Source organism: Nostoc edaphicum CCNP1411 (assembly GCF_014023275.1).
GTDB classification, from domain to species: domain Bacteria; phylum Cyanobacteriota; class Cyanobacteriia; order Cyanobacteriales; family Nostocaceae; genus Nostoc; species Nostoc edaphicum_A.
The window spans coordinates 3,568,598-3,593,471 of sequence record NZ_CP054698.1 but is presented as its reverse complement, the minus strand read 5'-3'; the positions used below and the strand labels follow the sequence as shown (position 1 = coordinate 3,593,471).

The window sequence follows — 24,874 nt, the reverse complement described above, 5'->3', positions numbered from 1 at the left end:
AAATCATTAAGGATGATAATTTTTTTGGGCTAGTTTTTTAGGAGAAAAGGTCTTAATCCCCTGTGGCTACTAGCTTATAGAATACTTCTGATTTGTCTACATTGTAAATGAAACTGTCACCAGCTAAAAGCTCAACTTGGCAAAGTAGCCTTTAAGCGAGAAAATAAAGATACGTCGCCCTTAACATTTCCTTTTTCTTTGTGAATAACGTCCGTACAGTCTCTGATACAAAACGAACTTTCTACAATCTTCACACCCGTCCGATCAACACTATTTATCGTCGGGTAGTAGAAGAATTGATGGTGGAAATGCATCTGCTGTCAGTAAATATCGATTTTAGCTACAATCCAATTTATGCCTTGGGTGTCGTCACTACTTTTGACCGCTTCATGGAAGGCTATCAACCCGAACGGGATCAAGAATCAATTTTTAACGCCCTATGTCGGGCTATAGAAAAAGATCCGCAACAATATCGACAGGATGCTGAAAGATTGCAAGCTGTAGCTAAAGGTTTGCCAGTTAAAGATTTAATTGGTTGGCTAGGGCAAACTACTTACTTAGATAGAGATACTGACTTACAAGCACAACTGCAAGCGATCGCCAATAATCCTAACTTTAAATACAACCGTTTGTTCGCAATTGGTATATTTTCGTTATTAGAGCAGTCAGATCCCGAATTAGTCAAAGACGAAAAACAACTCACTGAGGCATTGAAAGCGATCGCTGCCGGTCTGCACCTCTCCGATGACAAACTCAACAAAGATTTGGAGTTATATCGTTCTAACCTAGAAAAAATGGCGCAAGCACTGATAGTAATGGCAGATATGCTTTCAGCCGATCGCAAAAAACGCGAACAACGTAAACAACAATCAACTACCCCAGTTGCTCCACCAAGTTCCAACGAATAATTAAAAGATGCGAGTTAGGAGTTAGGAGTTAGGAGTGATCAGTTGTTAATCACTCATCACTCTTAACTCTTAATTTTAGACGCCCAAAAGTTTGTAGATTAAGCTGTTAATTATAGTCAGCGCAAATGCCCCAATTACAGCACTCCAAATACCGTAACGTAAGCGAAATCCCTCTACTAACCAAGCAGCAATACTAAAACAAACTACGGCAATCATAAATGTGAAAATGCCGGATAGTAAGTCCAAGGTAAGTAAATTTGGTACTGCAAAAACGAGGCTTAAAATCGGTCTGACTATTGCCGTCACGATCCCAAGCACTGCGGCAGAAAGAAAGGCTTTACCTGGAGTGTCAATTTCAACTCCCAAAGGCAATTTGCTAATTATCAATAAGCTGATAGCTGTTACTACCCAAACAATTAAAAGCGTCACGATATTCATGCCACAACCCCTGAAATGTGAATGGCAATTGGTGATAAATTACTTCAGTTTATCGGTGGAAAAATCTTTAAAGCTCAACCAATTATTTATAAATTAGCAGAAATTTTTTCTCTGACCGAATTTTATTTTAGATATCTTTAGGTTTAGCAAAAATCTTGAAGGGGGAGTGGGGAATGAGGGAGTAGGGGAGCAGGGGAAGAAAATATTAATAACCAATGCCCCATGCCCCATTCCCCATGCCCTACATTATCTTTTAAGAGTAGGTTGGTTTGGATGCTGGCGCTTAAGGCGCTGGTGAGTTAGGAACTGCCGTGGGTAAGGGTACGGAATTAGGTGCTAAGGGAAATTTAGGGGCAAGATTCCCTTCGGGATTGATACCTGGAACTGGTGCATCACCAGGATTTATTGGGAAAGAGGGGATAGCAGGTTGGTTTGGTAAGTTTGTGGGTGGTTGAGATGGGCCAGGAATAATTCCCAAAGAAACGCGATCGCCTCCTACTTGTCGTAGTAAATCTAATGTCTCAATCACATCATTATAAGTTGCTGTGCGCGAAGCATTCAGCACCACGATAGCACTGGGATTTTGTTGGAGATACTGTTTTAACGTTTGTCCCAAATCTTCCCGTTTTATAGGCTGTTTTTCTATGTAAGTATTGCCAACGGCATCGATAGTCACAATCAGACTTCCACTCTGTGACGTTATCCCGGATATTGAACTGGGGCTGGCTTTGGGCAAATCAACATTTATTGCCTGTTGCCGTGTAAATTGTAATGCCGCTAACAAAAAAAATGTCAGGATACAAAAAACAACATCAATTAAAGGGATGATTTGAATTTGGACTTCTTCAATTGGAGTATGTAGATTAACTTTCATGTCTCACTATAAAGCCTGGTTTCGGAGTTGAATTTTTGACTATTAATTAGGTGCATTCGGGGGTTCAGGTGGTTCAGGCAACCGAGTCTTTCCTGGCTTGCGAGGTGGAGTGAAATTCTCCCGCACAATTGCTGATGTAATATTACTAAAGTCAGGCGGGGACTGGTAATAAAGCAATTCCATTTCATTCCCTGCTTTACGAAAAACTTTAACTTGGTTGACGACAAAACTTTGAAATAGGCGGTAAAATACCAAACTAATGATGGCAACTATTAGCCCTGCTGCCGTACTAATTAAGGATTCACCAATACCAGTAGTTACTCCAGCAGTAGATTCAGTTCCTAAATCGCCAATCCGAATTGAGCGCAGAGACTGGATTAAACCCAAAACTGTACCTAATAATCCTAGCAGGGGTGCAAGGGCAATCACGGCTTCTAAAAGCTTTTCACCTCGCCGCATTCCAGCCAATTCATCTTCTGCTGTAGCCTCAAGTGCTAATCGAAAGGTTTCCGCATTACTTTTTGTTAAGCGTAGAGGGGCGTAGAGAAAACGCCCAACTGGCTGATGGCTTGCTTGTCTTGCAATGTCCGCAGCTACTTGCCAATTATCCTGGGCAGCATCTAGGATGCGATCGACTATTTGCTTTTCCTGAGTCAAAATTCTTAACCAGAACCACAAACGCTCGAAAATCACACTCAAAGCCAGAATCGACAAAATGAGCAAAGGCCACATCGCTGGCCCGCCCTTATAAAACAAATCTAAAATATCCACTGTTTAAGTTTCCTCCCTCCATGACTAGAGCAAATGTGCTTAAGCATTTTAATTCTAGAGATTAATGCAAAATGAGGGACTTCAAAAATATAAATTTCTCGAAAACCTCAAAATACAGTGTAAAGATGGCATATTTGACTCAGACTGCTTTACAAGTATTGGAGCAAAAAGCCCACCGCTTATAGTCGTGGGAGTGTCAAAAACTTTCTGCTGGATAGGCGATTGAATGATAGACCGATAATTTTTGGCATACTTTTGCTAGACTTCCTTGTAACCTGGAGTTGCACTACAGGATATTTTCACTTGAAGGAGAGCAAATTTTGGCAGCAGTCCGAGTCCGCCAGCATGTTAATCCACTTGGTAAAAAGTATCAAACACCAGCAAATCCCCTTGACTGGGAAAAAGTCTATACAAAGCCAAATCAACCACTACATCTAGATATTGGCTGCGCTAAGGGACAGTTTTTGCTGAATATGGCCAAGATAGAACCCAACTGGAATTTTCTCGGCTTAGAAATTCGGGAACCGCTGGTGGTGGAGGCGAATAAGTTACGTTCTGAGTTGGCTTTAACAAACCTGCACTACTTGTTTTGCAATGTGAACAACTCATTGCACTCACTTTTATCTTCTCTCCCTCCAGGAAGTTTACAACGCGTTACAATTCAATTCCCCGATCCTTGGTTTAAAACCCGCCATGCGAAACGTCGTGTAGTCCAACCAGAATTAGTGGCAGATTTAGCGAAATATCTTGCGGTTGGGGGATTTGTATTTCTGCAATCAGATATGGAATTTGTCGCTGTGGAAATGCGCGATCGCTTTGCGGAAAATCCAGATTTTGAGAAAATTGGTACAGGAGAATGGTTGACTGAAAACCCCTTACCAGTTCCAACAGAAAGGGAAATAGGTACGCAAAAAAAGGGTGAACCTGTTTATCGGGCTTTGTTTGTTAGGCGAGAAGTTGTAAATGAAGAGTAGTTGATGATGTGCGATCGCCTAGCACTATAAATGCCAAATCTAGATTTTTATTTTGATATTTTAGAGATTATATGTTTTTCCAAGTTGATCTAAAGTAACTGGAAATTAGAAATTCTCTATCAATTTCCAATATTTTCGGGACATAAATATTTTAGTTAATGATCGCAATTGCCTAAGATATCAAATTTGAATTGGTATCCCACAGTTTATAGCTTAAGTAAATGATATATGCCCCTACAGAAAAATAGGGGTAACTTAAAATCTATGGTTTTTTAGTGACATAAAAGTTTTATTTCTGTCTAATTTAGAGTTCTTAAGATATAGAGTGAGTAGCTTCTTTTTCCCTAAGATAAGGACATATTAGGCAATTACACTGGTTAGTAATAGTCAATAGTCAATAAATCAGAGGAAAATCAACATGGAAGCGAAAGAAAGAAAGTATAACAGTCAAATTGAAATTAGTGATTTGATTGATGATGCTGTGAAAAATGCTGTGGCACGTCGGAACGAAGTTTTGGATTCAGAAGAAACTTTATTATCTATGTCTGACGAAGAAGCAAAAAGTGTTGCAGGTGGAGAATCAAAATTGCTTCCCGTAATACTTGGTAAGTTTCCTATTCCTACAACGATAGGAATCATAGCAACTGAACCCTTGTATTCATAAAGATTCTTTCCACTGGAGGCTCAATTGATGAAAGATATTGCTGTTGATAAAACTACACTTTGCCCCAGTGCTAGACCAGAATCTGAGGATAGTGTTGTTTTCGGAATCATCAGTGGAACAGTTGCAGAACCTCGTGTAACTTATCTTAAACAGCCCTTGCCTATCACTAATGAACTGATAGCAAAAGCTAGTCCAATTACACCTGCTGAAATTTTTCGGACGGCGGCAGCTTGTGCCACTAAAGGTTGCCAGCATTTTGATGGACAAGATTGCCGTCTAGCAATGCGAATTGTAGAAAAGTTACCGCCAGTGGCAGAAGAACTACCCCCCTGTTCCATACGCCGAGATTGTCGGTGGTGGCAACAAGAAGGGAAAGCAGCTTGTATGCGTTGTCCACAACTGATTACAGATAACTACAATCCGTCTGAAGTAGCAATTCAAGTGTCAAAACTAGCTGCCAGTTAAAAGGCTTCCAAATAAAAAATACTCAACTACTGCTTGTGGGATGGGTGTCTTAACCGCCCGTAGCCAAAAGCAGGCAGGATGCCCATCCTAGAAGATTAGATATATCTAATGAATTGGTTCAATATTCCAACAGAGTTACCAACTCTTAAGTAATTTCAGGAGTAGAAGATTATGTCTCTAGAACATGTGAAAGCTTTTTACGAAAAGCTAGCAAATGATGAAGCCTTTCGTAATCAAATTCAAGGCGTTAATAGCAAGGAAGAATGTAGTCAAATAGTTAAAGCTGCTGGCTACGATTTCACTCTAGAAGAGTATGAAGAATATACTGCTCAATTGCTGGAGTCTGCAAATGGTGAAGCTGAATTCAAGGATTTAAGTGAAAAAGAATTGGCAGAAGTTTTTGGTGGATTAACTGGCAAGCCCAAAATCCAACCATTATATGGAGCTGTATGGCCACCCTACCAACTATTGTATGGAGTTATTCGGGTAGATGACATAGTTTAAGGAACCTCTATTGCGACTAGAAAATATTAAATTTCTAGGGACGGATGAGGATTTGTTCGTCCCTTTCTAGAAAAATCAATTGAGAGTATTTTTATGGCTTATCGCCGAATTAGTTATGCAGTTTGGGAAATTACACTCAAGTGTAATCTAGCTTGTCAACACTGCGGCTCTCGTGCTGGGCATACAAGGGCACAAGAACTTTCCACAGCAGAAGCCCTTGATTTAGTCAAACAAATGGCGGAAGTAGGAATTACAGAAGTAACCATAATTGGTGGTGAAGCTTTTCTACGTCCTGACTGGCTGGAGATTGCCCAAGCAATTACCAAAGCTGGGATGTTATGTGGTATGACCACAGGGGGTTATGGTATCACCTTAGACACAGCCCGCCGGATGAAGGAAGCTGGAATTAGCGTGGTATCTGTCTCAGTTGATGGTTTAGAGGCAACTCACGACCGTTTACGTGGTAGACAAGGCTCTTGGCAATGGGCGTTTAAGACCATGAGCAATCTCAAGGAAGCAGATATACGCTTTGGCTGCAATACTCAAATTAATCGTCTCTCTGCACCAGAATTTCCTTGTATTTACGAGCATCTCCGCGATGCTGGAGTATTCGCTTGGCAAATTCAGTTGACTGTACCGATGGGAAATGCAGCAGATAATAGTGAAATTCTGCTACAACCTTATGAATTATTAGATATATATCCCATGATTGCTCGTGTTGCTCAAAAGGCAAAGCGGGAAGGAGTGCAAGTTCAACCGGGAAATAATATCGGTTATTACGGCCCCTATGAACGACTGTTGCGGGGAGGAGATGCTTGGTCGTTCTGGCAGGGATGTAGTGCTGGATTGTCTGCTTTGGGCATTGAAGCCGATGGTGCGATAAAAGGTTGTCCCTCACTACCTACCACAGCCTATACTGGCGGCAACATCCGCGACTATTCACTGCGAACAATTATTGAAGAAACGGAAGAACTACGGTTTAATTTGGGGGCTGATACTCCCAAAGGAACAGAACATTTGTGGGGTTTCTGTAAGTCTTGCGAATTTTCGGAACTATGTCGTGGTGGTTGCAGTTGGACTGCTCATGTTTTCTTTGATAAGAGAGGTAACAATCCTTACTGTCATCATCGCGCCCTGACTCAGGAAAAAGGTGGTATTCGGGAACGAGTGTTTCTCCAGCGTCAGGCGGAGGGAAGCCCTTTTGACAATGGGGAGTTTGGGCTAGTTGAAGAACCAATAAATGCACCTTGGCCAGAAAACGATCCACTTCATTTTACTAGCGATCGCATTCAATGGCCACAATCGTGGGAAGCAGAATCAGAGTTAGTCCATCTTTTGGTTAGTCCCAGCAATTAAACATTTTTATGAATAATATTTCCACTGATTCTCTTTCTGAAGAAAATACAACTTTTACAGACTCTCAAGAAGCATTGTTACCTCGTTCTGCTTGGAATAGTCAGTTAGCCTATTTGCGACTTATTTTTAGAGCAAAGAAGGCGTTAGACTGCATTGAACAGGAAGCCGGTGTTGTGAGAAGTGAAAGTTGATTAATTGCTAAGAATAAAATCGTCCGATGTTGGGAATTGAGTATTTATTATCTATCAACTCAAGCTTTTTTTGGGTTGATTTTTTAGAGTTTTTCTCTACTCTATTTAAAAATAAAAAATTAACCTAAAGACAAACTCATCTTAATTTTTTGTTATTCCATAGACTTTTTAATTAATCTGAAAAACATAAAGATTGCATAATCTATTACTTGTCATATTTTGGGATATAAAAGGTTCACTTTTTCCATCAAATAAATTATTAAAACTTTATTTATTTTCTATTTTTGGGTAAATTCACACAAAAGATAATGGTAAAAACAAACATAGAGTTAGATTACCAAAACTTATGAAAGCTAAAAACATCGGATTATTGATTTCAGGTGCGGTAGGAGGATGTCTGATGTCATTAGCTCCAGCAACTGCTGCTATCTTAGTCGAACCATTAGTGACAACAGCTGACCCAAACTTGCCTGAGGGAGTCGGAATTCCCTTGAATCTTCAACCGAATGAATTAATATTTTGGAATGCTCCTGATACTACTGGGCAACAAAACTTTCTAAATAATACAGAACTAACCATAAATTCACTCTCCCTTTTATTATTTCCAGATTTTGATACCCTTGAAGATGATGTGCAATGGGGAGATGTAAATGGAGATGGTCAAATTGGTTTTTCTAACATTTTTCCAACTCTTACTGTTTCTCCTGATTTTACTGTCGAAGGTTTTCGCGCTCCAAGATTTAATTTTGTAGGAGGAGAAATCCCAAATGATAATCGTTTTGTAGTTCAGTTTCTTACCGACCCGGATTTAAGACCAGCAGTACCTGGAGATAATGGGCCCTTAGTAGTAGGTGGTATTTATAGAGGCAAAAGTGTTCCTGAACCTTCAACTATTCTTGGTTCTGTCCTAGCACTGGGATTAGGTGGCTGGTTACGAAAAATCAAGTCAGCTAAAGTGTGATTGCACAGTAAGAAACTAGATTCAATAGTAATTTACATTTCTAAATCATTGTTTAAAAAGATATCCCTGACTTTTTTGAGAGTCTGGGATATTTATCTTTTAAATCTATATTTTAGTTAATTCCTTATTAAAGGATTTTGGTATTTTTTTATTTTTAAAATAAATTTAGTAAATTTAAAACATATAATTGAATCATTTTTGTCATGTTATATCTAGAGTTAAATATTGACTTAACACGATTGATAGAAGAAACTATCCATAGATGAGCAACTTAAGAACCTCATTCTGAAACTGGCGACTAAAAGTAAACAGAGGAGAAATTGAAAATGGCTAACATTTTAATTCAAGATCTAAATGCTCAAAGCGGTTTAGTTGAGCTAAATACCAGTGAACTCAATGAAGTTAAGGGTGGTTGCCCAATCTGTATTTTCCTTGTAGCTGTTGCTGTTGGCTACCTTCTTAATGACTAACTCTGAAAACATCTATTCCCACTTCTGAATCGGAGATTTTATCATGACAGTCATTACCATTAATGATCTTGACGAATCAAGCTATCTGAATGAATTAAGTGATACTGATAGTGATGCAACTCGTGGTGGAATTCTACCACTTATTGCAGTAGCTTGGCTTGGCTATCAAATAGGTAAGGAAATTGCGCGGCTTACCTAGTAATAGATTTAGCAATATCAATTCTTTGTGAGCTTGCACAGAATCTAAACTATAAAATCCTTGTATAGCAAGAATTGTGATTATAGTTATCCTATGCATTTTCATATAAAATTGGTATAAAACAAAAAGAAGTTTTGTTTTTTTGATTGCCTAATAGTGAAATTACACATCTATAATTTCACAATGAAAGCAATGTTTATTAGATGTAAAAAAACAAATAACCCTCTAAGGTTTTCAGAGGGTTATTTATTTTCTGCAATATTAACTAACTTTTCAAACAAAGACTTAGTTGATTGAACTTAATCTTAATGAAACTTCCACTTTTTCACGTTGCTGCTTCATCCATTGTGAAAAAAGTTCAAAAACAATTTTAATGTGCAATTTATTATCCAATTGCGGTTGAATAATTTCCTCAACAAAAATCAGGTAAAATCCTTGAGAATTGACAATTGGTTTGAGAACTTGTGGTGCTTTAGCAGCAAAGACAGCAGCAGAAATTTCTGCTTTCAAGTCCTTACGACTAAGTATTCCTCGGTATCCCCCAGAGCGTCGTAACTCCTGATCTTGAATATATTTGTGAGCAACATCATGAAAACTCATTTCTCCTTCTTGAATGGCATAGAAAAGTTCCAGCGCTAAGTCCTCGTCATCCAAGACAACTTCATACAAGACTACACTTGCATAATCTAATTGGTGTTCAAAAAAGTGTTGTTCAACTTTATCTGTAAACAGATGAGCAGCTAACTTTCCAGCAATCACACTATTGTCAAGAATTTTTTCAAACTCTTCTAAAGACAGACCATGTTTTTCCAGCCAAGCCCAAGTATCATCAGCACTATCTAATTGGTTAGCTAAACGCATTTGGTCAGCTGCTTTTTGAAGTTCGGCAACCTCTACTTTAATACCCAAAGCTTCTGAGGTATTTTCCAGAATCTGGCGATTTACAATCTCTTCAATTATGGATGGAATTTTACAAGATAGCTTAATTTGCTCAAGAATATTTTCGTTTGTAATCTTAACAACTTGTGACATTTTACCTCTCCTTTTATAGCTACTCCCATCTGCAAAAACGATGGGATGTTTATTTATAAGTCTTTTACAATTTCACCCCACCCTGCTGCAACTGCTTAAACGGGTCAAGCAGAAAATCAATAATCCTACGTTGACGCACAATTACCTCAGCTGTCGCCGTATCCCCAGGACGCAAAATAATACACTTATTAGCCGAGCGAATACAATTTTGTTTTAGGGAAATTTCCAAGTCATAAGCTGCTACCTTTCCATTAGGTGTTTCCACCTCTATGGTAGTAGGAGAAATTTCTAACAATTCTCCTTCCACAACGCCGTAATCCTGAAAGGGATAAGCATCAAACTTCAACTTTACTGGCAATCCTCTTCGCAAGAAACCACTCTCATTTGTTGCCATTTGTGCCCGAATTATTAAAGGCGAACCTTGCGGTGCAATCTCCGCAATCATTGCACCAGGCTGCACCATAGAGCCAGCCCGTTGTATCGGTAAATGAAACACTCTACCATTCACAGTGGCTCTTAACTCTCGTTGTCCTAACTGAAACTTTAACGAGACAATCTGACTCTTACTTTGAGCAATTTCTGCTTGAAGCGTAGTAATTTCTGTTTCCAAATTCTTCTGTTGTTCGTCGATTTTTAGCAGAGCTAGTTTGTTGGAACGAGTTAAAGTCTGATAACTCCTTTCCTGTTCTTTGAGTCGCAACTGTGCCTGTTCAATATCTGCATTTGCTTGCCGAATAGTCCGCTCATAACTACTCTGTTGTTCTAGTAAACGTAGTTTAGCTTGCTGAATATCTGACTGATTTTGTTCATATAACTGTTGCTTGTCTTTAGCTATATCTTGCTTATCCACAACATTAATTTCTGGGACAACCCCTGACTGCCAAAGACTGCGATAGCGTTCAACTTCCCGCTGAGTGCTTGCCAAACTACTGTCTACTAATTTATTAGCTGTTTGGCTATGCTCAAGAGTTTGGCGTGCCTGGTTGACTTGAGCTAACTTTTCGTCTTTTTGTAAATCATAGGAATTTCTAAGAGCATTCATATTCTGTCGTGCTTGGTCAATTTGAGACTGCTTTTCCAACTGTTGAGATTGATTTTGTTGCTGTTGCGTTGTCAAAGATACAACTAACTGACTTTTAGATGAATTTAGTTGAGAAAAGCGATTTAATTGTCCCTCTAACTTATCCTGTACCTGCCGCAATTCCGCCTTAACTAATTCCGATTCCAATACTAATAAAGTCTGCCCAACTTTAACCGAATCACTTTCCTTGACCCGAATTTCGGCAACAGTACCTGCCACAGCAGCATCCAGCCTAACCGTCTTTCCCTTTGGCTCAAGTCGCCCTCTTGCTGAACCCGTTTCGTCCACCTTAGATAGCATCGCCCAAGGTAAAACTATCGACACAAATACCACTAAAAAATACAGCAATCCCCTAGTCCAAACCTGGGGCAAGCTATCAAGTAAATCCTTCGTCGCGTCAGCCCAATCATCAGTTGATCTCGCGGGTGTTTGCTTACTTAAAATTTCCTCGTGCTGTTCTACCTCATGGATTTGGGTTTGAACCTTTCCATTCAATGTGTTTGGCATAATTTTTCCTGATATCAATTTTGGATTTGGGATTTTATTTTAGAAGTGGTGAAACAAGAAAAGCTTTCTCCCGATCCTCTTGTTTTACCCCGCAACATCCAACTGCTGATGATTGAGATAAAAATAATGTCCTCGCTTCGCCATCAACTCTTGGTGAGTCCCACTCTCAATCAACACGCCTCTATCCAGCACTAAAATCAAATCTGCATTCCGCACAGTTGATAGGCGATGGGCGATTAGTAAGGTAGTTCTGCCTTTAAGAATTGTGTTTAAATTCGTCTGAATAATCCTTTCTGACTCTGCATCCAGATGGGAAGTAGCCTCATCTAAAATTAACAGCTTGGGATTGCCTAGCAACGCCTTAGCGATCGCAATTCTTTGTCGCTGTCCTCCAGACAACATCCCCCCTCCTTCACCTATCTGGGTTTCATAACCCATAGGTAACTTTTTAATAAACTCATCAGCACCCGCCAATCGCGCCGCCTCAATAATCTCTGCCAAAGTTGCCCCAGGATGTGCCAAGCTAATATTTTCCCGAATCGTTCCACCAAATAAAAAGGTATCTTGGTCAACTACCCCAACCTGCTCGCGTAGAGAACGCAACGAAAGACTGTTAATATCTTGCCCATCAATCAATACTTTGCCATTTGTGGGAGGATATAACCCCAAAACCAGTTTAGAAATCGTGGTTTTCCCAGAACCACTCCGTCCCACTAGAGCAACCATTTGCCCGCTGTGTACTTCAAAGCTAAGATTTTCCAAAACATTGATATCGCTTTCTGGGTGATAGCGAAACGTCACATTTTCAAAGCGAATATTACCTTTAATGGGTGGTAAAGATTGCCGCGCCTGGTAATGTAAATCCTCTTCTGGTTCGGCATCCAACACATCATTAATGCGTTCCACTGCAATCACAACTTCTTGCAATTGATTCCACAAAACTGTTAATCGTTGGAAAGGTCTGATAATATTTCCCAGCAACATATTAAATGCTACCAATTGCCCAATAGTTAACTGGTTGTGAATCACTTGGTAAGCCCCAAACCACAGCAAGACGGTAGTTACCACTGCTTCAATTGTGTTGCTGAATATTTGCAGACGATTGCTGATAACTTGCCCGGAAAAGTTAGTTTTTATTTCCTTACTTAATAACTCTTCCCAATGCCAACGTACCGTCTGTTCTACTGCTGTGGATTTAACTGTTCGCACACCAGAAATGGCTTCAATCAGATAGCTACTTTCATTAGTAACAGCATTAAAGATTTCCCTAGAAATCTTTTGTAAAAAAGGTGTGGCAATCACTGCCAGTAGGAAAAAAGGCGGCACAATTACTAACACCAGCAATGCCATTTTCCAACTGTACCAAAACATCAATCCTAAATAGATAAAGACAGTAGCTAAATCCAGGAGGATGGACAGCGCCTCGCCAGAGAGAAAGCGTTGAATTTTGCGGTTTTCCTGTACGCGAGAAATAATATCCCCCACATAACGCGACTCAAAGTAACTTAAGGGTAGCCGCAGGGTATGGCGAATAAATCCCACAATCAATGCTAAATCTACCTTATTCGCCGTGTGGTCTAACAGATATTGCCGCAACCCCGTCATCGCCACACGGAATAAACTAAAAATCAGCAATCCTAACCCTACCGCCGTTAAGGTTAGTTCAGAACGCTGCACTACCACCCGGTCTAAAATTAATTGGGTAAACAGAGGAGTAACGAGTCCAAATATCTGGATAAATAAGGAAGCCACAAACACTTCCAGCATTACTAAAGAGTGAGGCTTCATTAACTCAAAGAATTGCCAAAAGGGAGTTGTAGTTTCTTTGGCATCCTTTAACCAGGCTGTGGGTTGTAGCAGCAGTGTATAGCCAGTCCAGTTGGCTTTAAATTCTTGGTGGCTAAGGGTGCGTTGACCAATACCAGGATCTGCCACAATCACCTGTTTTTCAGCGATTTCATAGACAACGATGTAGTGCTTCCCCTCCCAGTGAGCGATCGCAGGCAATTTTTGCTTCGCCAATTGGTCAAGACTCGCTTTTACAGGTCGCGTAGCAAACCCAATACTTTCCGCCGCCGCCGATAACCCCCGAAGCGACGAGCCATTGCGGTCAACATTGGCGATATCCCGTAGGCGATTTACACTAAAGTTTTTCCCCCAATAGCGAGACACCATTACTAAACAAGCTGCACCGCAATCTGATCCACTCTGTTGGGCAAAAAAGGGATAGCGCCGAATCACACGCTGTAATAAATGCCCGACTCGCTGCTTGGAGTTGGGAAAATAGGCTTTGCTAATCTTTTTCTGGTGTGGCTCGACTGCTGGCGTTAACAAAATCTTTCTTTCATGAGACAGTTTTGAATCAGATGGAGGGTTCTCTGAATCTACCTGTTGGGGATTACGGGATAGCGCCCTAGTCCACAAATGCTCCCGAATTTGTGGATATTTAGCCATCAGTGGCCACAATACCTCTCCAGGAATGAAACATAATTGCAAGTTTACTGAAGCTCTTGCTGCATAAGGTCTGAAGTCACCCTCTTTAAATAAGGTAAATTCCCCAAAGGACTCTCCCACCTCCAAAGTAGCGATTAACTCATCGCCGCCATCTAGTAACCTGACTTTTCCAGCGATCGCAATATATATACCAGCTTTAGCATCAGTTCCTTGCCAGAATTTGCCGACTTTTGGGTTGATAAATTTAACTTGTTCAAGACAGTGTTGAAATTCCTCTGTCGAAAGAGAATAACCCAGAATATTGTTGAACTGTTGCAGAGAAACTAACTGAGCAGATATATCTTGCGCCATAAATGTCTAAATCTTTTCCTAATTTTGCAAAGTTAATAGGTAAAAATTCGGAATTATCAGGAATAGCTGCCGATTTGAGGTCACTAATCAAGATTTTGGAACTCGTAGCCTTTTCATTACTGCTTTGTTCTGCATTAATAGGTTTTGGTAGTGTGGATAATCCCATTTGTTTGAGCAGTCGCTTGATATGGCGATCGCTTACCTCAATCCCAAATTCCTTTGCTAGATGTTTCGCAAGCCAGTTTGCTGTCCAGCGGCGAAAAGCATAGCCATGATCGCGAGGACTGTTGTTAACTAGTTGCTTCAAACGCTCCAAATACTGATCATTCACAGCTTTCGGGCGACCAATGGGGCAATCTTGCCATTGGTGCGCCATCCCAGCCCGAGCTATGTGTGTCCAATGTCGTGCTGTTGCTGCACAACATCCCAAGGTTTGACAGATATCTGTTTGAGTTTTTCCTTCATCTGCCAACAACATAATTTCAATTCGTTGACGGTAGGATTCAGGTAAACTATCGTCCAAATTTTGTAGTAGTAGTTTCCGCTGAAACGGTGTTAAACACTTACCACCACACGCACTTAAGTATTTAGTCTCAAAACTGACCTGACATTCGGACATATACGCAGAATTTGCTAGTTTTATAAATCTAGATCCACAAATGCCCCATGCTTGATGCATAATTTGTCAAGCATTTCCAAATGAGTGTTTACACGTGCAAATTATTACACTAATAGCGCATGTTATTTTATGTATTTTTTATTATTTATACATCAAGCTACAAATCTCCTTTTTAAATTCTGAAGATTAAGCACTGTATAAGTTTTGATGAAATATTGACTAAATACGATAATTGCGTATATCTACTAAATATTCACTTTATTAGTATAAAAAAATTAGAAATTATAGATAGCTATTATCAAGTAGTATCATTAAAAATTTCCCTAAAAGCTTTTAGAGGGAGCCACAAAAGACTCTATACAGTGATCTGATCGCTCAAAAGCAATACTCTAAGTAACACTTGTTCGTATAGAATTAGATGTATTAAATCTTACTTTAATTGCTATTTAGCTAACTGTTTAGATGTTAACCAAAGGGAGAGTGGCAGTAAAAGTTGTACTTACTCTAGCTTGGCTATTGACTACAATCTAGTCTACGTGTGTATCGACACACTTTTTAGCGATCGCTAGCCTCATAATCCATGCCCAATATCCAATGTCTCTTTAATCAAATCCAAGAGTTGAACCACATTCGCAGCTTATAATCGTGAGGTGAGAGAGGTAAACCCAAATAAATTGGCATCCAGAAAATAAAAGCAGCCAGAATAATAAAAGTTATGGTGACACCTAGCGCCCGCAGTTGTTGATAATAACTGCGAAGGCATTGATCAACAAACCAAGCTATCGCTAAAAAGAGAAATACTACTGCACACATATAGTGGTAAATAAAAACGCACCTCGTAACTTTTACCCAAGGTAATAAGTTAGCGGCATAGTTGATAACTAAATATAATGCAATCCAAGTATCAACACTCAGAGTTGCAGGTACAGAAAAACGCTTTTCCTTTACCAAAAAAATAACGGCTTGCGACACCAGCAACCCAATTAGAAACAACATGGCAGAAACACCAAACCACCACAAAAATGGATTACCCATTGCATGGACATCATAAATAACTTTTCCAGCACCAGGAGGCAAAGGTGGCCCCATTACAGGTAAAGGTTCGGTAATACTTTTAGCTGTTTGATAATAATATGCCATTGGTCGAGTCATCAACGGCCATTTGTACCAGGCAGCACAGTAAGGATGCACGTTGGGACTATTGCCACCTAGCTGTAAGTGAAACTTTAAAATTTGCTGATGTACTGCAATAAATCCATAAGTTTTATCTAGTTGAAGGTGGGGAATCCAGATGATACTGTAGATAAAAGCTGGGATAATTCCTAGATAAAACAGCATTTGAAAAATATTTAGCTGAGTCAAGTTTTGTAGTGGTGTTTGAGATGAGGAAGATAAGGAAGATAAGGGGGCTAAGGGAGAATAAGTACTAACTCCTGACTCCTGACTTACACCTTCTACCTCATGACTTCCACCTTCTGCCGACACTCGCGGACTCGCTACCGCTGCGCTATCCTGCCTCCTGCCTCCGAGTTTGGGGTTAGGAAAAGAATGTATCAAACTAATTACCCACGCTGTTACCCAAATCAGATAAGCACCCAAAAGAAACCATAAACCGTTCCATTTAGTCCCAACTGACGCACCAAAACTGATGCCAGCAAGAACTAACCAAAATGAGCGTCGCCGATTTTGGTTATCTAATGCCAATAATAAAAACCACTGCCCTAACAAACCAAAGATGACAATATAAATATTGTTCAGGGCATAGCGAGACTCAACGAGAAAAAGGCCATCACAGGCTGTGAACAAACCTGCAAGTATTGCAAAGGTACGACGATAACTCAACTGATAAGCGATCGCAGCCACAACTACAGGAATAAATGAGCCTGTGAGGGCATTTATCCAACGATAAGTCCAAGGCGATCGCAATGAACCTGTCAGCCCATTTACAGTATCGTGCCAAAAAGGAATGTGACTACCAATCCAAATGCCGATACCAATAATATATTGACTCAGCGGCGGATGAGCATTAAAAAAGGGTGTATGCGTGAGGTAATTATTACCGAATTTGGCAAAGTAAACTTCATCAAATACCAGAGTGTTAAATCGCTCCATCCCCCAAAACCGTAAGGCAAGTGAGAGAAAGAATACACTCACCATGCCAATTCGGAACCACTTTTTAGTCATTTGTCATTTGTCATTTGTCATTTGTCATTGGGCATTGGGCATTGGGCATTGGGCATTGAGAATAGGGGATGAGTCTTTGATACTCGTCAACGAGTCTTTGATACTCGCCGATGAGTCTTTGATACTCGCCGATGAGTCTTTGATACTCGTGAATGAGTCTTTGATACTCGCTGATGAGTCTTTAATACTCGTCGATGAGGTTTTGAACTCCACTCCCTTGCCCCCCTGTTTTCCCTCCACTCTTCAGGTGCATCTAGTTGAAACAGGAGTAATTCAATATTGTAATATTTGTTTGTCCGTCCCACTGGTTTCATACCCAATCGTTCTGTTACACGGATTGAAGCATGATTTTCTGGCTTCACTACGGCATAAATTAATGGCAGGTTCAGAACACTAAATCCGTAGTTGAGCATAACTTGTCCTGCTTCTGTTGCATACCCTTTACCCCAAGAAGCTCGCCGTAAGTGCCAGCCTACCTCATAATCTTGAGTGGGTAAATCATCTTTGTCGGGCAATTGTTTAAGAAGGATAGTTCCCACAATTGTTGTAGTTTCCTTTTCGACAATTGCCCAAGATCCAGTACCATTGTTGCGTCGGTGGAATCGCTCGATGTTGTCAATCAAACGTTGACGCTGTGACTCAACACTTGTAACGAGAGAAGCTTTACCAAGAAAGTGCGTAACTTCTGGATCACTGTAAATTGCAAACGCTTGTTTGGCATCGCTTTCGGGTATCCAACTGCGAATGATCAAGCGTTCGGTTTCCAAAAGGATTGTCATCTTACTTTTGACTAAACTAAATCGCCATTCTGCAAAATACTAAGATACTTATGGTTGAGCAGTCAAAAGTGTTGTAGACAATTACACAAACAAAATATGGCGATCGCTATGCTATGGGTAGTTATTCCAAAGTTCAGCTACCGTTGGTTATGCAACAGCAAATTCTGAATCTTTCCGCAGTTCTTCAGACCGAAATCCCAATACAATCTGATCCTTCGCCACACCAGCCCTAACCAGTTCCGTTGCTACCCCCTCTTCAGTCCCATCACGTTGAATCCAAATTTTGTCATCAATAATATCAATGTGAATCAGACAGCCGTGAACGCGACGAGTCACAGTAGGAGACAAGTCATAGGCTGGTTCTCTTCCCAAAATCATCAAGAGGTAGCGGTCTTGTTCGCCGTCGAAAACTGTTTCAAATTGAATATCGCCAGTGCTGAAGGGGATTTTTGTATGTTCAATCAGAATATTCCGAATCAACTGCCTGTATTGCTCCAAGGTATCCATTTAAAAATAACCTCTTGCTCTAGCTGAAATAGAACAATATGAACTTTGTAATCTTCTACCAAAAGTTTAGCAATTGGCTCATCAAAGATATCGGCGTATACTTCGTCCCGAACGGCAAGATAGAGGACGCGATCGGGATTGGTTCTACTCATTACAGAGCGGTTGTCCCAGCGCGTGTTCAAGATTAGTCATGTCCGACACGCTGCGAAACGTTTTAATCTCAACGGCTATCTGCTGTCCTTCCTTTTCAGCAGCAATCAATTTCTCTGCACCCAAGTCAACATACATATCCCTTTTTCCCCACTTCAAATGAAATGGATCGTCGGTAATCGTCCAGTCATCTTTGATTAGGGCATTTATTGACGTTCTGGTGGTAACGGTCTTTAGCTGGCATAAATTACTCGAATTACGAATTACTACTCTCGACTTTTGCCACTTCCAGCATTGTCTTTAAGACCGAATCTGGATTCAAACTAATCGAGTCAATTCCTTGTTCCACCAAAAATTGAGCAAATTCTGGATAATCGCTGGGTGCTTGTCCACAAATGCCGATTTTGCGATCGCATTTTTTCGCCGCTTCTATGGCCATTTTTACCATTCGCTTCACACCCTGGCTGCGTTCATCAAACAACCGCGCCACTAATGCCGAATCTCTATCTAACCCCAGTGTCAACTGAGTTAAGTCATTAGAACCAATGGAGAAGCCATCAAATACCTCAGCAAACTCCTCAGCCATAATCACATTATTGGGCAACTCGCACATCACATAAACCTGCAAGTCGTTAACTCCCTGCTTTAAACCATTTTTTGCCATCTCTGCCAAAACCAAACGCCCTTCATCGGGAGTCCTACAAAAAGGAATCATCGGAATAACATTTGTCAAACCCATGTCTTCCCGTACCCTTTTGATGGCATGACATTCTAGGGCAAAAGCTTCTCTGTAGCCTTCATCATAGTAACGTGCCGCTCCTCGCCAACCCAGCATTGGGTTTTCTTCATGGGGTTCAAACTGTCGCCCACCTAATAAATTGGCATATTCATTACTTTTGAAATCTGAGGTTCGGACAATTACTGGTTTGGGATAAAATGCCGCTGCAATTCTACCTATGCCTTGGGCTAATTTATCTACAAAATATTGGGGTTTTTCGTCGTAAAGCGAGGTAATATCAGCAATTTTAGCTTTGACAAATTCATCTTTTAATGAGTCATAGTGAATCAACGCCATTGGATGAATTTGGATTTGGTTAGCGATGATAAATTCTGTCCGCGCTAAACCTACGCCATCGTTGGGAATTGCGGATAAACTTAGTGCTTCTTGGGGATTACCTACATTCATTAAAATTTGAGTGCGGGTGCGGGGTAAGTTCTCTAAAGGAACTTCTTCAACTTCAAAAGGTAATAAGCCTGCATAAACTTTTCCTTCTTCCCCTTCAGCGCAAGAAATTGTTACCTCTTGACCAGGTTTCAAGATTTCTGTAGCATTGCCGCATCCCACGATCGCAGGGACACCCAATTCTCGCGCAATAATTGCGGCGTGGCATGTCCTTCCACCAGAATTGGTGACAATTGCACTGGCGCGTTTCATAATTGGTTCCCAATCGGGATCGGTTCTCTCTGTCACCAAAACTTCCCCGGCTTGGAACTGGTCTAGTTTCTGAACATCTAAAATTAGGCGGGCTTTCCCTTGACTAATTGCTTCTCCAATCGCACGTCCGGTAACAAGGGTGAGTGGCGATTGGGAATCAGGGAGTGGGGAGTGGGTAGATTTTTCCCCATTCCCGATTCCCCATTCCCGATTCCCCAATAACAACCGATAACTCCGCAAGACATTTCCCGTCTTCTGCGACTGGACGGTTTCGGGACGCGCTTGCACAATAAAAAGTTGGTTAGTAATGCCATCTTTTGCCCACTCGATATCCATTGGAGTAGATATGCCGTGGACTTGAGAATAATGGTCTTCAATTAAACACGCCCAATTTGCTAGTTGTAAAATCTCTTCATCACTCAGAGCGAATTTGCCTCTTTCACTGGGCGAAACCGAAACATTTTTCGTAAATTTGGAACCGTCATCATAAATCATTTTCAGTTCTTTACTGCCCAATTTTTTATCGATAATTGGGCGGAAACCAGCTTTTAAAGTTGGTTTAAAAACATAGTATTCATCTGGATTTACAGACCCCTGGACAACATTTTCGCCTAAACCATAGGCGGCTGTAATTAGTGCCGCATCCTTAAATCCGGTTTCTGTGTCAATGGAGAACATTACCCCAGAGGTTGCCAAGTCAGAGCGCACCATTTTTTGTACGCCCACAGCTAAAGCAATGCTAAAGTGGTCAAATCCCTTGGCATGACGATAAGAAATAGCGCGATCGGTAAATATGGAAGCAAAGCATTTATGACAAGCTGCTAAAACTCCTTCAGCACCGACAACGTTGAGATAAGTTTCCTGTTGTCCGGCAAAACTAGCATCGGGTAAGTCTTCAGCGGTGGCGCTAGAACGGACTGCAACATCTGTCTCTGCATGATATCGTTCACATAGACTTTGGTAGGCTGTAGCGATCGCCTCTCGCAATTCTACAGGAAATGGAGTGTGAATTAAGAGCGATCGCGCTTTTTTCCCCCGTTCTCGTAAATTTTTCACATCTTCAACATCTAAGTCAGCAAAGAGTTTACGTAGCTTTGCTTCTAAGCCGGCTGATTGAATGAAATAACGATAAGCGTAAGCAGTGGTGGCAAATCCCGTGGGAACATTAATGCCTTTGGGCGTTAGCTGTTGAATCATTTCGCCCAGTGAGGCATTTTTACCACCAACTACGGGTATATCAGCAATACCAACTTCATCAAACCAGAGAATGAGCGATCGCTCTTGGGCAGATAGAGATAAAGTGCTTTTAGATACTGTAGCCATAAATATTACCTTTTAAGTTTATACTCAACTTGTAAGTGCATAACTCGTACTATATTTTTCCCATATTCAATTTTAGATTTTTGATGTTGTCGCGTAGTCTTAGATTTAGCAAGGAAATACAAGGCAATAGGCAATAAAAATTAACAATTATTCGGGTTAATTACTTTATAAAAATACCAGACACAATTCACGATGGCGCAATTAGAACGACTGTTGAAAATGGCAGAAGATGAGCTAACTGAATACAGCACTGATGCCCGTAAAATGGAAAAACTACGCCGTAAAATAGGTTTAACAGTATCGGCAGACGAACAGCAGCAAGTCAAACAGGCATTACTTGCTACTATGAAATCTAATATAATTACTCAAATTGTAGAAGAACAAAGACAAGCAGTAGCTTTACCATTTTGGGGAATTGCTGGATTGGGTTTGTTATTGGGAATTTCTTTAAATCAACCCATAGGCTTATTAGCGTCTGTAGTTGGGACTGTATTAGCTTATAGAATTCAGAAATGGGGTTGGAAATTGCAGGCAACTCGTTTATTGTTACAAACGTTAGAAGATATTGAAACGCGTATTTCCCAACCTACTAAGTAACAAAACAGATGCACTTTATAGATAATTTTTATGTGCAGCTTGCAGTATTTTATACTACAGAATCAACTAATCACTTGATCTACACCTCGTAAGCAGTTAACAATTCCTTTGGGATCACCATAGCAAAAAAATTAGATATTGGATTTGAGATCAGGTATTTATAATCGTGGTTTGCGTGCAATGAATGCTATATAGCCCTCAATACGGTTCGGTTAAGGCAAAAGACGCGATGAATCGCCGTCTCTACAATAATCGGTCTTTTGTAGAGACGGCGATTTATCGCGTCTTTGTGATAAATTATCAAATCTTCTATATTTCTAAGATTCTCTTCCCGATGCCCAGGTATCACGCCATTTGACAGTGCCTTCTTTGGCAATCACCCAGCGACGATTTACCAAATTTTCGCGCAGAGGCGATCGCCCTTCCCGCCACATGGCATATTTATAAGCAATCAGCTTACCAGCACTCTCATCAAAGGGAATCTCGGCAGACCAGGTGTTCGAGTTGATGTACTCTAAAGGATATGCTTTGCTGATATCCCAGTTACCCAACTCTGGGCAATCTCCTGTCACCACAATGATTTCACCGGGTTGGGTATCTACGCCATTGAGTTGGACGCGGACAATTGTCTGTGCTTTAATCCGTTCGCCAACGTGGCTGAAAACAAGCACTCCCCGTTCCTCTAGTACCAGGTTATAAATCTTGCCGTCTTTCACTTCATACTTGTTGCGAGTCACCACGCAAGTATGTTCCCCATCAGGTAATTCTGTTTCTACTTCTGGGAGAGTAACTTCTCCTCCCCGGTTTAAAGCTACAAAACACAGAGAGTCACGATAGCGGCGTACATAACAGTAAATATCAGGTGTTAAGTATTTTTGCCAGTGGCTACCCATTGATACAGCAGGATTCAGTCGCCGTAAGCCAGATAGCAACCTGATGCAACGATAAATCTCACTCTCAGTATCCCAATTTTCCATCATCGGGCGGTTATACGGGTCGTTACCGCCATCGGTGTCGTCATGCAAATACTGTTCTGTACCGTAGTAAATGCAGGGAATACCGCGACATGTCATGATTAAGGCGATCGCTACTTTCAACATCGCTGGATCAGGATTCAGCGATTGGAAGCGGGACATATCATGGTTATCGATGAAAGTGATTAACTCTGTTGCCCCGTTGTAACGATAATCCTGATCAAAAATGTATTGAATTGTTTGGAATCCCATTTCTGAACCTTGCCCTAGTGCGGCTCGAATTGCTACACACAGTCCAAAGTCTAGAAGTGTCATACCTGAGTGGTTAACAAATTCTACGGAGCGATCGTCACTAGGATTACTGTAAATCCATTCACCAAAAATAAATACATCTGGTTTGTGATTCGTCATCTCGCCAGTGAATTCTTGCCAAAACCAGATCGGCATGTGCTTGACAGTATCAACCCGCAGTGCATCTACACCTCTGTCTAGCCATTGTTTAATAGCTGACTTAATATACTCCCGATATTCTGTATTGTTTTCATTAAAGGTTGCTAGACCAGCTAGTTCACAATTCTGCACTTGCCAATCGTCTTCCCAGTTTTGCACTTCACCATAGTGGTGATACCAATGATTGACATCATCATTGAAGTCAGCAATTTTCACACCATCATCATATAATTCCCCTTTGCTACCGCTGGTATCAGGGCTGCTATGGTTGCAGACAATATCTAGCACCAGCTTCATATTCCGCTTGTGCAGTTCTGCAATTAACCGATCAAAGGTCGTATTTTTTTCTTCTTGGGTAGCATTTAAAGAAGGATTCTCTCCATCGGCAATGTAGCGAGGATTGATCCGTTTAAAATCTTTTGTCCAATAGCCATGCATCGCGGCATTGCTAATAAATAATTCTTCTACTTGCTCAAATAGTGGAGTCAGCCAAATGGCTGTCACTCCCATGTTTTTAAGATAGTCTAATTTGTCGATGACACCTTGCAAGTCGCCACCCCAGTACTTACCCCAATCTTGTCTATTTGGATCATACAGTTCTGAGTTTACACCTTCGCTGTTATCTGGATCGCCATCATAAAAGCGATCTACCACAAGAAAGTAAATAGTTTCCTGACGAAATTCAATATCTCTGGTGTAAAGAAACTCTAAGTCAATCTCAGTTTCTGAGGGTGGGCTTTCTATGATAGCTTCTACTTTTTCTTGTGCAGAATCAACTTTATATTGATCTGGTGAAAACTGGGATGGAGGGGTTTTTACCATAAAAAAACTCAAAATTTCATGTAATTCACAGTTGTAGAAACAACAGTACAACGTTTTGAGTATTGTGTGTCGCTACAAACTTCGGTATTGTGACATCCTGCCTACGGTGTAGGTATCTATCGCTAGCTAGTTTATAATTCTATCGGTAGACATAATTCATCTGCTAGAGGATAAAAATAAAGGAATATAGCAGTTATTAACAGTAATTGCTTGATAACAAAAATTTACAATATCTCGTTAAAGTCACCTGCGGTAAATACTGAGCCTAGCTTGGTTTAAGTGTATATTCGACAACAGATTTTATAACATCTAAACTCCCAATACGGTTCGGTTAAAGGAGAAAGGGACAAGAGGAAAGGTTTTGAATACATCCTTTACCCCTTTCCTCAGACCACAAGGAAAGTGAAAACGCTTACCCGAACCGTATAGCCTCAATTTCTTCTGTGTTGAAATCAGAATTTGTACTGCGAAGTCAACACCTGGCTAATAACCTGATGGAATGCAAACTTGATCAAGTTCACCCTGTCAATTACTACCATTTGAAAGACTCGATTAGCGCTCACTTGAATTACTATGAAATACCAGGCATCCTGGGGAGAGTAAGGACACCAAGGTTACTGCTTAGATTCAAGTTTTTACTAAAATATCGCGATCGCTTCCTGTATGTCTCAAATCATCAGAGGGTAAGTCAGGAGTTTGTGGAGTGGATTACAGCAAGGCTCAATTGGCGCTGGAGATTAGCTGTCAACAAGGTTTCGTTACACCTGAGCAATACCAAGTAAACCAGATATTAGCGAACTTTTTTTCTAGAAGATTTGCTTCATTGGTGAAGAG

At 40.6% G+C, this 24,874-nt stretch carries 23 protein-coding genes and 1 pseudogene; 11 read left to right on the top strand and 13 right to left on the bottom strand.

Annotation, left to right across the window (positions count from 1 at the left end; translation table 11 throughout):
• Window positions 1–200: 200 nt before the first annotated feature.
• Window positions 201–908, top strand: a complete 708-nt coding sequence (gene psb29, locus HUN01_RS17625) for a photosystem II biogenesis protein Psp29 (RefSeq protein WP_181932344.1) — start codon at window positions 201–203, stop codon at window positions 906–908.
• Window positions 909–983: 75 nt separating this feature from the next.
• On the opposite strand, the gene HUN01_RS17620 is transcribed toward psb29, so the two are convergent.
• The 3 genes from HUN01_RS17620 to HUN01_RS17610 form a co-directional block, all read right to left on the bottom strand.
• Window positions 984–1,346, bottom strand: coding sequence for a phage holin family protein (locus HUN01_RS17620; protein ID WP_099102349.1), 363 nt, complete (start codon window positions 1,344–1,346; stop codon window positions 984–986).
• A 283-nt stretch (window positions 1,347–1,629) separates the two neighbouring features.
• Entirely contained in the window at window positions 1,630–2,220 is a 591-nt protein-coding gene (locus HUN01_RS17615; protein WP_181932343.1) for an ExbD/TolR family protein, read from the bottom strand.
• A gap of 42 nt (window positions 2,221–2,262) precedes the next feature.
• Window positions 2,263–2,991: a MotA/TolQ/ExbB proton channel family protein gene (locus HUN01_RS17610; RefSeq protein ID WP_181932342.1), complete on the bottom strand. Its 729-nt coding sequence runs from the start codon at window positions 2,989–2,991 to the stop codon at window positions 2,263–2,265.
• Window positions 2,992–3,311: 320 nt separating this feature from the next.
• Here HUN01_RS17610 and trmB point away from each other — a divergent pair, with 320 nt between their 5' ends.
• The 9 genes from trmB (at window position 3,312) to HUN01_RS17565 (ending at window position 8,775) form a co-directional block, all read left to right on the top strand.
• Window positions 3,312–3,965 carry a tRNA (guanosine(46)-N7)-methyltransferase TrmB gene (trmB, locus tag HUN01_RS17605; protein WP_181932341.1) on the top strand — a complete coding sequence of 218 codons (654 nt, stop codon included), beginning with the start codon at window positions 3,312–3,314 and terminating at the stop codon, window positions 3,963–3,965.
• Between the two features lie 418 nt (window positions 3,966–4,383).
• Entirely contained in the window at window positions 4,384–4,629 is a 246-nt protein-coding gene (locus HUN01_RS17600; RefSeq protein ID WP_181932340.1) for a hypothetical protein, read from the top strand.
• Window positions 4,630–4,656: 27 nt separating this feature from the next.
• Window positions 4,657–5,094: a nitrogen fixation protein gene (locus tag HUN01_RS17595; RefSeq protein ID WP_181932339.1), complete on the top strand. Its 438-nt coding sequence runs from the start codon at window positions 4,657–4,659 to the stop codon at window positions 5,092–5,094.
• A 171-nt stretch (window positions 5,095–5,265) separates the two neighbouring features.
• Window positions 5,266–5,598 (top strand): Nif11-like leader peptide family natural product precursor, encoded by a 333-nt coding sequence (locus HUN01_RS17590; protein ID WP_181932338.1) that lies wholly within the window; start codon window positions 5,266–5,268, stop codon window positions 5,596–5,598.
• Window positions 5,599–5,691: 93 nt separating this feature from the next.
• Window positions 5,692–6,954 carry a nif11-class peptide radical SAM maturase 3 gene (locus HUN01_RS17585; protein ID WP_181932337.1) on the top strand — a complete coding sequence of 421 codons (1,263 nt, stop codon included), beginning with the start codon at window positions 5,692–5,694 and terminating at the stop codon, window positions 6,952–6,954.
• Between the two features lie 8 nt (window positions 6,955–6,962).
• Window positions 6,963–7,145: a hypothetical protein gene (locus tag HUN01_RS17580; RefSeq protein ID WP_181932336.1), complete on the top strand. Its 183-nt coding sequence runs from the start codon at window positions 6,963–6,965 to the stop codon at window positions 7,143–7,145.
• A 346-nt stretch (window positions 7,146–7,491) separates the two neighbouring features.
• A complete protein-coding gene (locus tag HUN01_RS17575; protein WP_181932335.1) occupies window positions 7,492–8,106 on the top strand; it encodes a PEP-CTERM sorting domain-containing protein in 615 nt (204 codons plus the stop codon).
• A 326-nt stretch (window positions 8,107–8,432) separates the two neighbouring features.
• Window positions 8,433–8,576 carry a hypothetical protein gene (locus HUN01_RS17570; RefSeq protein ID WP_181932334.1) on the top strand — a complete coding sequence of 48 codons (144 nt, stop codon included), beginning with the start codon at window positions 8,433–8,435 and terminating at the stop codon, window positions 8,574–8,576.
• 43 nt (window positions 8,577–8,619) lie between these two features.
• Window positions 8,620–8,775: a hypothetical protein gene (locus tag HUN01_RS17565; RefSeq protein WP_181932333.1), complete on the top strand. Its 156-nt coding sequence runs from the start codon at window positions 8,620–8,622 to the stop codon at window positions 8,773–8,775.
• Window positions 8,776–9,060: 285 nt separating this feature from the next.
• Here HUN01_RS17565 and HUN01_RS17560 read toward each other — a convergent pair whose 3' ends face one another.
• The 9 genes and pseudogenes from HUN01_RS17560 to ppsA form a co-directional block, all read right to left on the bottom strand.
• The gene (locus HUN01_RS17560) at window positions 9,061–9,807 is read right to left on the bottom strand and encodes a peptidylprolyl isomerase (protein ID WP_181932332.1); all 747 of its coding nucleotides are present in this window, start codon (window positions 9,805–9,807) and stop codon (window positions 9,061–9,063) included.
• A 64-nt stretch (window positions 9,808–9,871) separates the two neighbouring features.
• Window positions 9,872–11,395: a beta-barrel domain-containing protein gene (locus tag HUN01_RS17555; RefSeq protein ID WP_181932331.1), complete on the bottom strand. Its 1,524-nt coding sequence runs from the start codon at window positions 11,393–11,395 to the stop codon at window positions 9,872–9,874.
• Between the two features lie 84 nt (window positions 11,396–11,479).
• Window positions 11,480–14,200 (bottom strand): peptidase domain-containing ABC transporter, encoded by a 2,721-nt coding sequence (locus tag HUN01_RS17550; protein ID WP_181932330.1) that lies wholly within the window; start codon window positions 14,198–14,200, stop codon window positions 11,480–11,482.
• On the bottom strand, window positions 14,103–14,819 hold the full coding sequence (locus HUN01_RS17545; protein WP_181932329.1) for a helix-turn-helix domain-containing protein: 717 nt from the start codon (window positions 14,817–14,819) through the stop codon (window positions 14,103–14,105). The genes HUN01_RS17550 and HUN01_RS17545 overlap by 98 nt, the downstream gene beginning before the upstream one ends.
• Before the next feature lie 606 nt (window positions 14,820–15,425).
• A complete protein-coding gene (locus HUN01_RS17540) occupies window positions 15,426–17,003 on the bottom strand; it encodes a dolichyl-phosphate-mannose--protein mannosyltransferase (RefSeq protein ID WP_181932328.1) in 1,578 nt (525 codons plus the stop codon).
• A gap of 86 nt (window positions 17,004–17,089) precedes the next feature.
• Window positions 17,090–17,782, bottom strand: coding sequence for a GNAT family N-acetyltransferase (locus HUN01_RS17535; RefSeq protein WP_238846303.1), 693 nt, complete (start codon window positions 17,780–17,782; stop codon window positions 17,090–17,092).
• 147 nt (window positions 17,783–17,929) lie between these two features.
• Window positions 17,930–18,289, bottom strand: a complete 360-nt coding sequence (locus HUN01_RS17530) for a XisI protein (protein ID WP_181932327.1) — start codon at window positions 18,287–18,289, stop codon at window positions 17,930–17,932.
• A pseudogene (locus HUN01_RS17525) lies at window positions 18,259–18,598 on the bottom strand (element excision factor XisH family protein). The gene HUN01_RS17530 and the pseudogene HUN01_RS17525 overlap by 31 nt, the downstream one beginning before the upstream one ends.
• A 97-nt stretch (window positions 18,599–18,695) precedes the next feature.
• Window positions 18,696–21,197 carry a phosphoenolpyruvate synthase gene (ppsA, locus tag HUN01_RS17520; protein ID WP_181932326.1) on the bottom strand — a complete coding sequence of 834 codons (2,502 nt, stop codon included), beginning with the start codon at window positions 21,195–21,197 and terminating at the stop codon, window positions 18,696–18,698.
• A 192-nt stretch (window positions 21,198–21,389) separates the two neighbouring features.
• Between ppsA and HUN01_RS17515 the strand changes: the two genes are divergently transcribed.
• Entirely contained in the window at window positions 21,390–21,794 is a 405-nt protein-coding gene (locus HUN01_RS17515) for a hypothetical protein (RefSeq protein WP_181932325.1), read from the top strand.
• Window positions 21,795–22,111: 317 nt separating this feature from the next.
• Here HUN01_RS17515 and HUN01_RS17510 read toward each other — a convergent pair whose 3' ends face one another.
• A complete protein-coding gene (locus HUN01_RS17510) occupies window positions 22,112–24,040 on the bottom strand; it encodes an alpha-amylase family glycosyl hydrolase (RefSeq protein ID WP_181932324.1) in 1,929 nt (642 codons plus the stop codon).
• Between the last annotated feature and the right edge of the window lie 834 nt (window positions 24,041–24,874).

Excerpts from the sequence above, each read along its gene's own strand:
- HUN01_RS17530 (WP_181932327.1), bottom strand. The coding sequence starts at position 18,289 with ATGGATACCTTGGAGCAATACAGGCAGTTGATTCGGAATATTCTGATT.
- ppsA (WP_181932326.1), bottom strand. The coding sequence starts at position 21,197 with ATGGCTACAGTATCTAAAAGCACTTTATCTCTATCTGCCCAAGAGCGA.
- HUN01_RS17560 (WP_181932332.1), bottom strand. The coding sequence starts at position 9,807 with ATGTCACAAGTTGTTAAGATTACAAACGAAAATATTCTTGAGCAAATT.
- HUN01_RS17600 (WP_181932340.1), top strand. The coding sequence starts at position 4,384 with ATGGAAGCGAAAGAAAGAAAGTATAACAGTCAAATTGAAATTAGTGAT.
- HUN01_RS17570 (WP_181932334.1), top strand. The coding sequence starts at position 8,433 with ATGGCTAACATTTTAATTCAAGATCTAAATGCTCAAAGCGGTTTAGTT.
- HUN01_RS17590 (WP_181932338.1), top strand. The coding sequence starts at position 5,266 with ATGTCTCTAGAACATGTGAAAGCTTTTTACGAAAAGCTAGCAAATGAT.
- HUN01_RS17555 (WP_181932331.1), bottom strand. The coding sequence starts at position 11,395 with ATGCCAAACACATTGAATGGAAAGGTTCAAACCCAAATCCATGAGGTA.
- HUN01_RS17510 (WP_181932324.1), bottom strand. The coding sequence starts at position 24,040 with ATGGTAAAAACCCCTCCATCCCAGTTTTCACCAGATCAATATAAAGTT.
- HUN01_RS17580 (WP_181932336.1), top strand. The coding sequence starts at position 6,963 with ATGAATAATATTTCCACTGATTCTCTTTCTGAAGAAAATACAACTTTT.
- HUN01_RS17535 (WP_238846303.1), bottom strand. The coding sequence starts at position 17,782 with ATGACAATCCTTTTGGAAACCGAACGCTTGATCATTCGCAGTTGGATA.
- HUN01_RS17540 (WP_181932328.1), bottom strand. The coding sequence starts at position 17,003 with ATGACTAAAAAGTGGTTCCGAATTGGCATGGTGAGTGTATTCTTTCTC.
- HUN01_RS17575 (WP_181932335.1), top strand. The coding sequence starts at position 7,492 with ATGAAAGCTAAAAACATCGGATTATTGATTTCAGGTGCGGTAGGAGGA.
- HUN01_RS17550 (WP_181932330.1), bottom strand. The coding sequence starts at position 14,200 with ATGGCGCAAGATATATCTGCTCAGTTAGTTTCTCTGCAACAGTTCAAC.
- HUN01_RS17620 (WP_099102349.1), bottom strand. The coding sequence starts at position 1,346 with ATGAATATCGTGACGCTTTTAATTGTTTGGGTAGTAACAGCTATCAGC.
- HUN01_RS17545 (WP_181932329.1), bottom strand. The coding sequence starts at position 14,819 with ATGTCCGAATGTCAGGTCAGTTTTGAGACTAAATACTTAAGTGCGTGT.
- HUN01_RS17585 (WP_181932337.1), top strand. The coding sequence starts at position 5,692 with ATGGCTTATCGCCGAATTAGTTATGCAGTTTGGGAAATTACACTCAAG.
- HUN01_RS17515 (WP_181932325.1), top strand. The coding sequence starts at position 21,390 with ATGGCGCAATTAGAACGACTGTTGAAAATGGCAGAAGATGAGCTAACT.
- HUN01_RS17565 (WP_181932333.1), top strand. The coding sequence starts at position 8,620 with ATGACAGTCATTACCATTAATGATCTTGACGAATCAAGCTATCTGAAT.
- HUN01_RS17595 (WP_181932339.1), top strand. The coding sequence starts at position 4,657 with ATGAAAGATATTGCTGTTGATAAAACTACACTTTGCCCCAGTGCTAGA.
- HUN01_RS17615 (WP_181932343.1), bottom strand. The coding sequence starts at position 2,220 with ATGAAAGTTAATCTACATACTCCAATTGAAGAAGTCCAAATTCAAATC.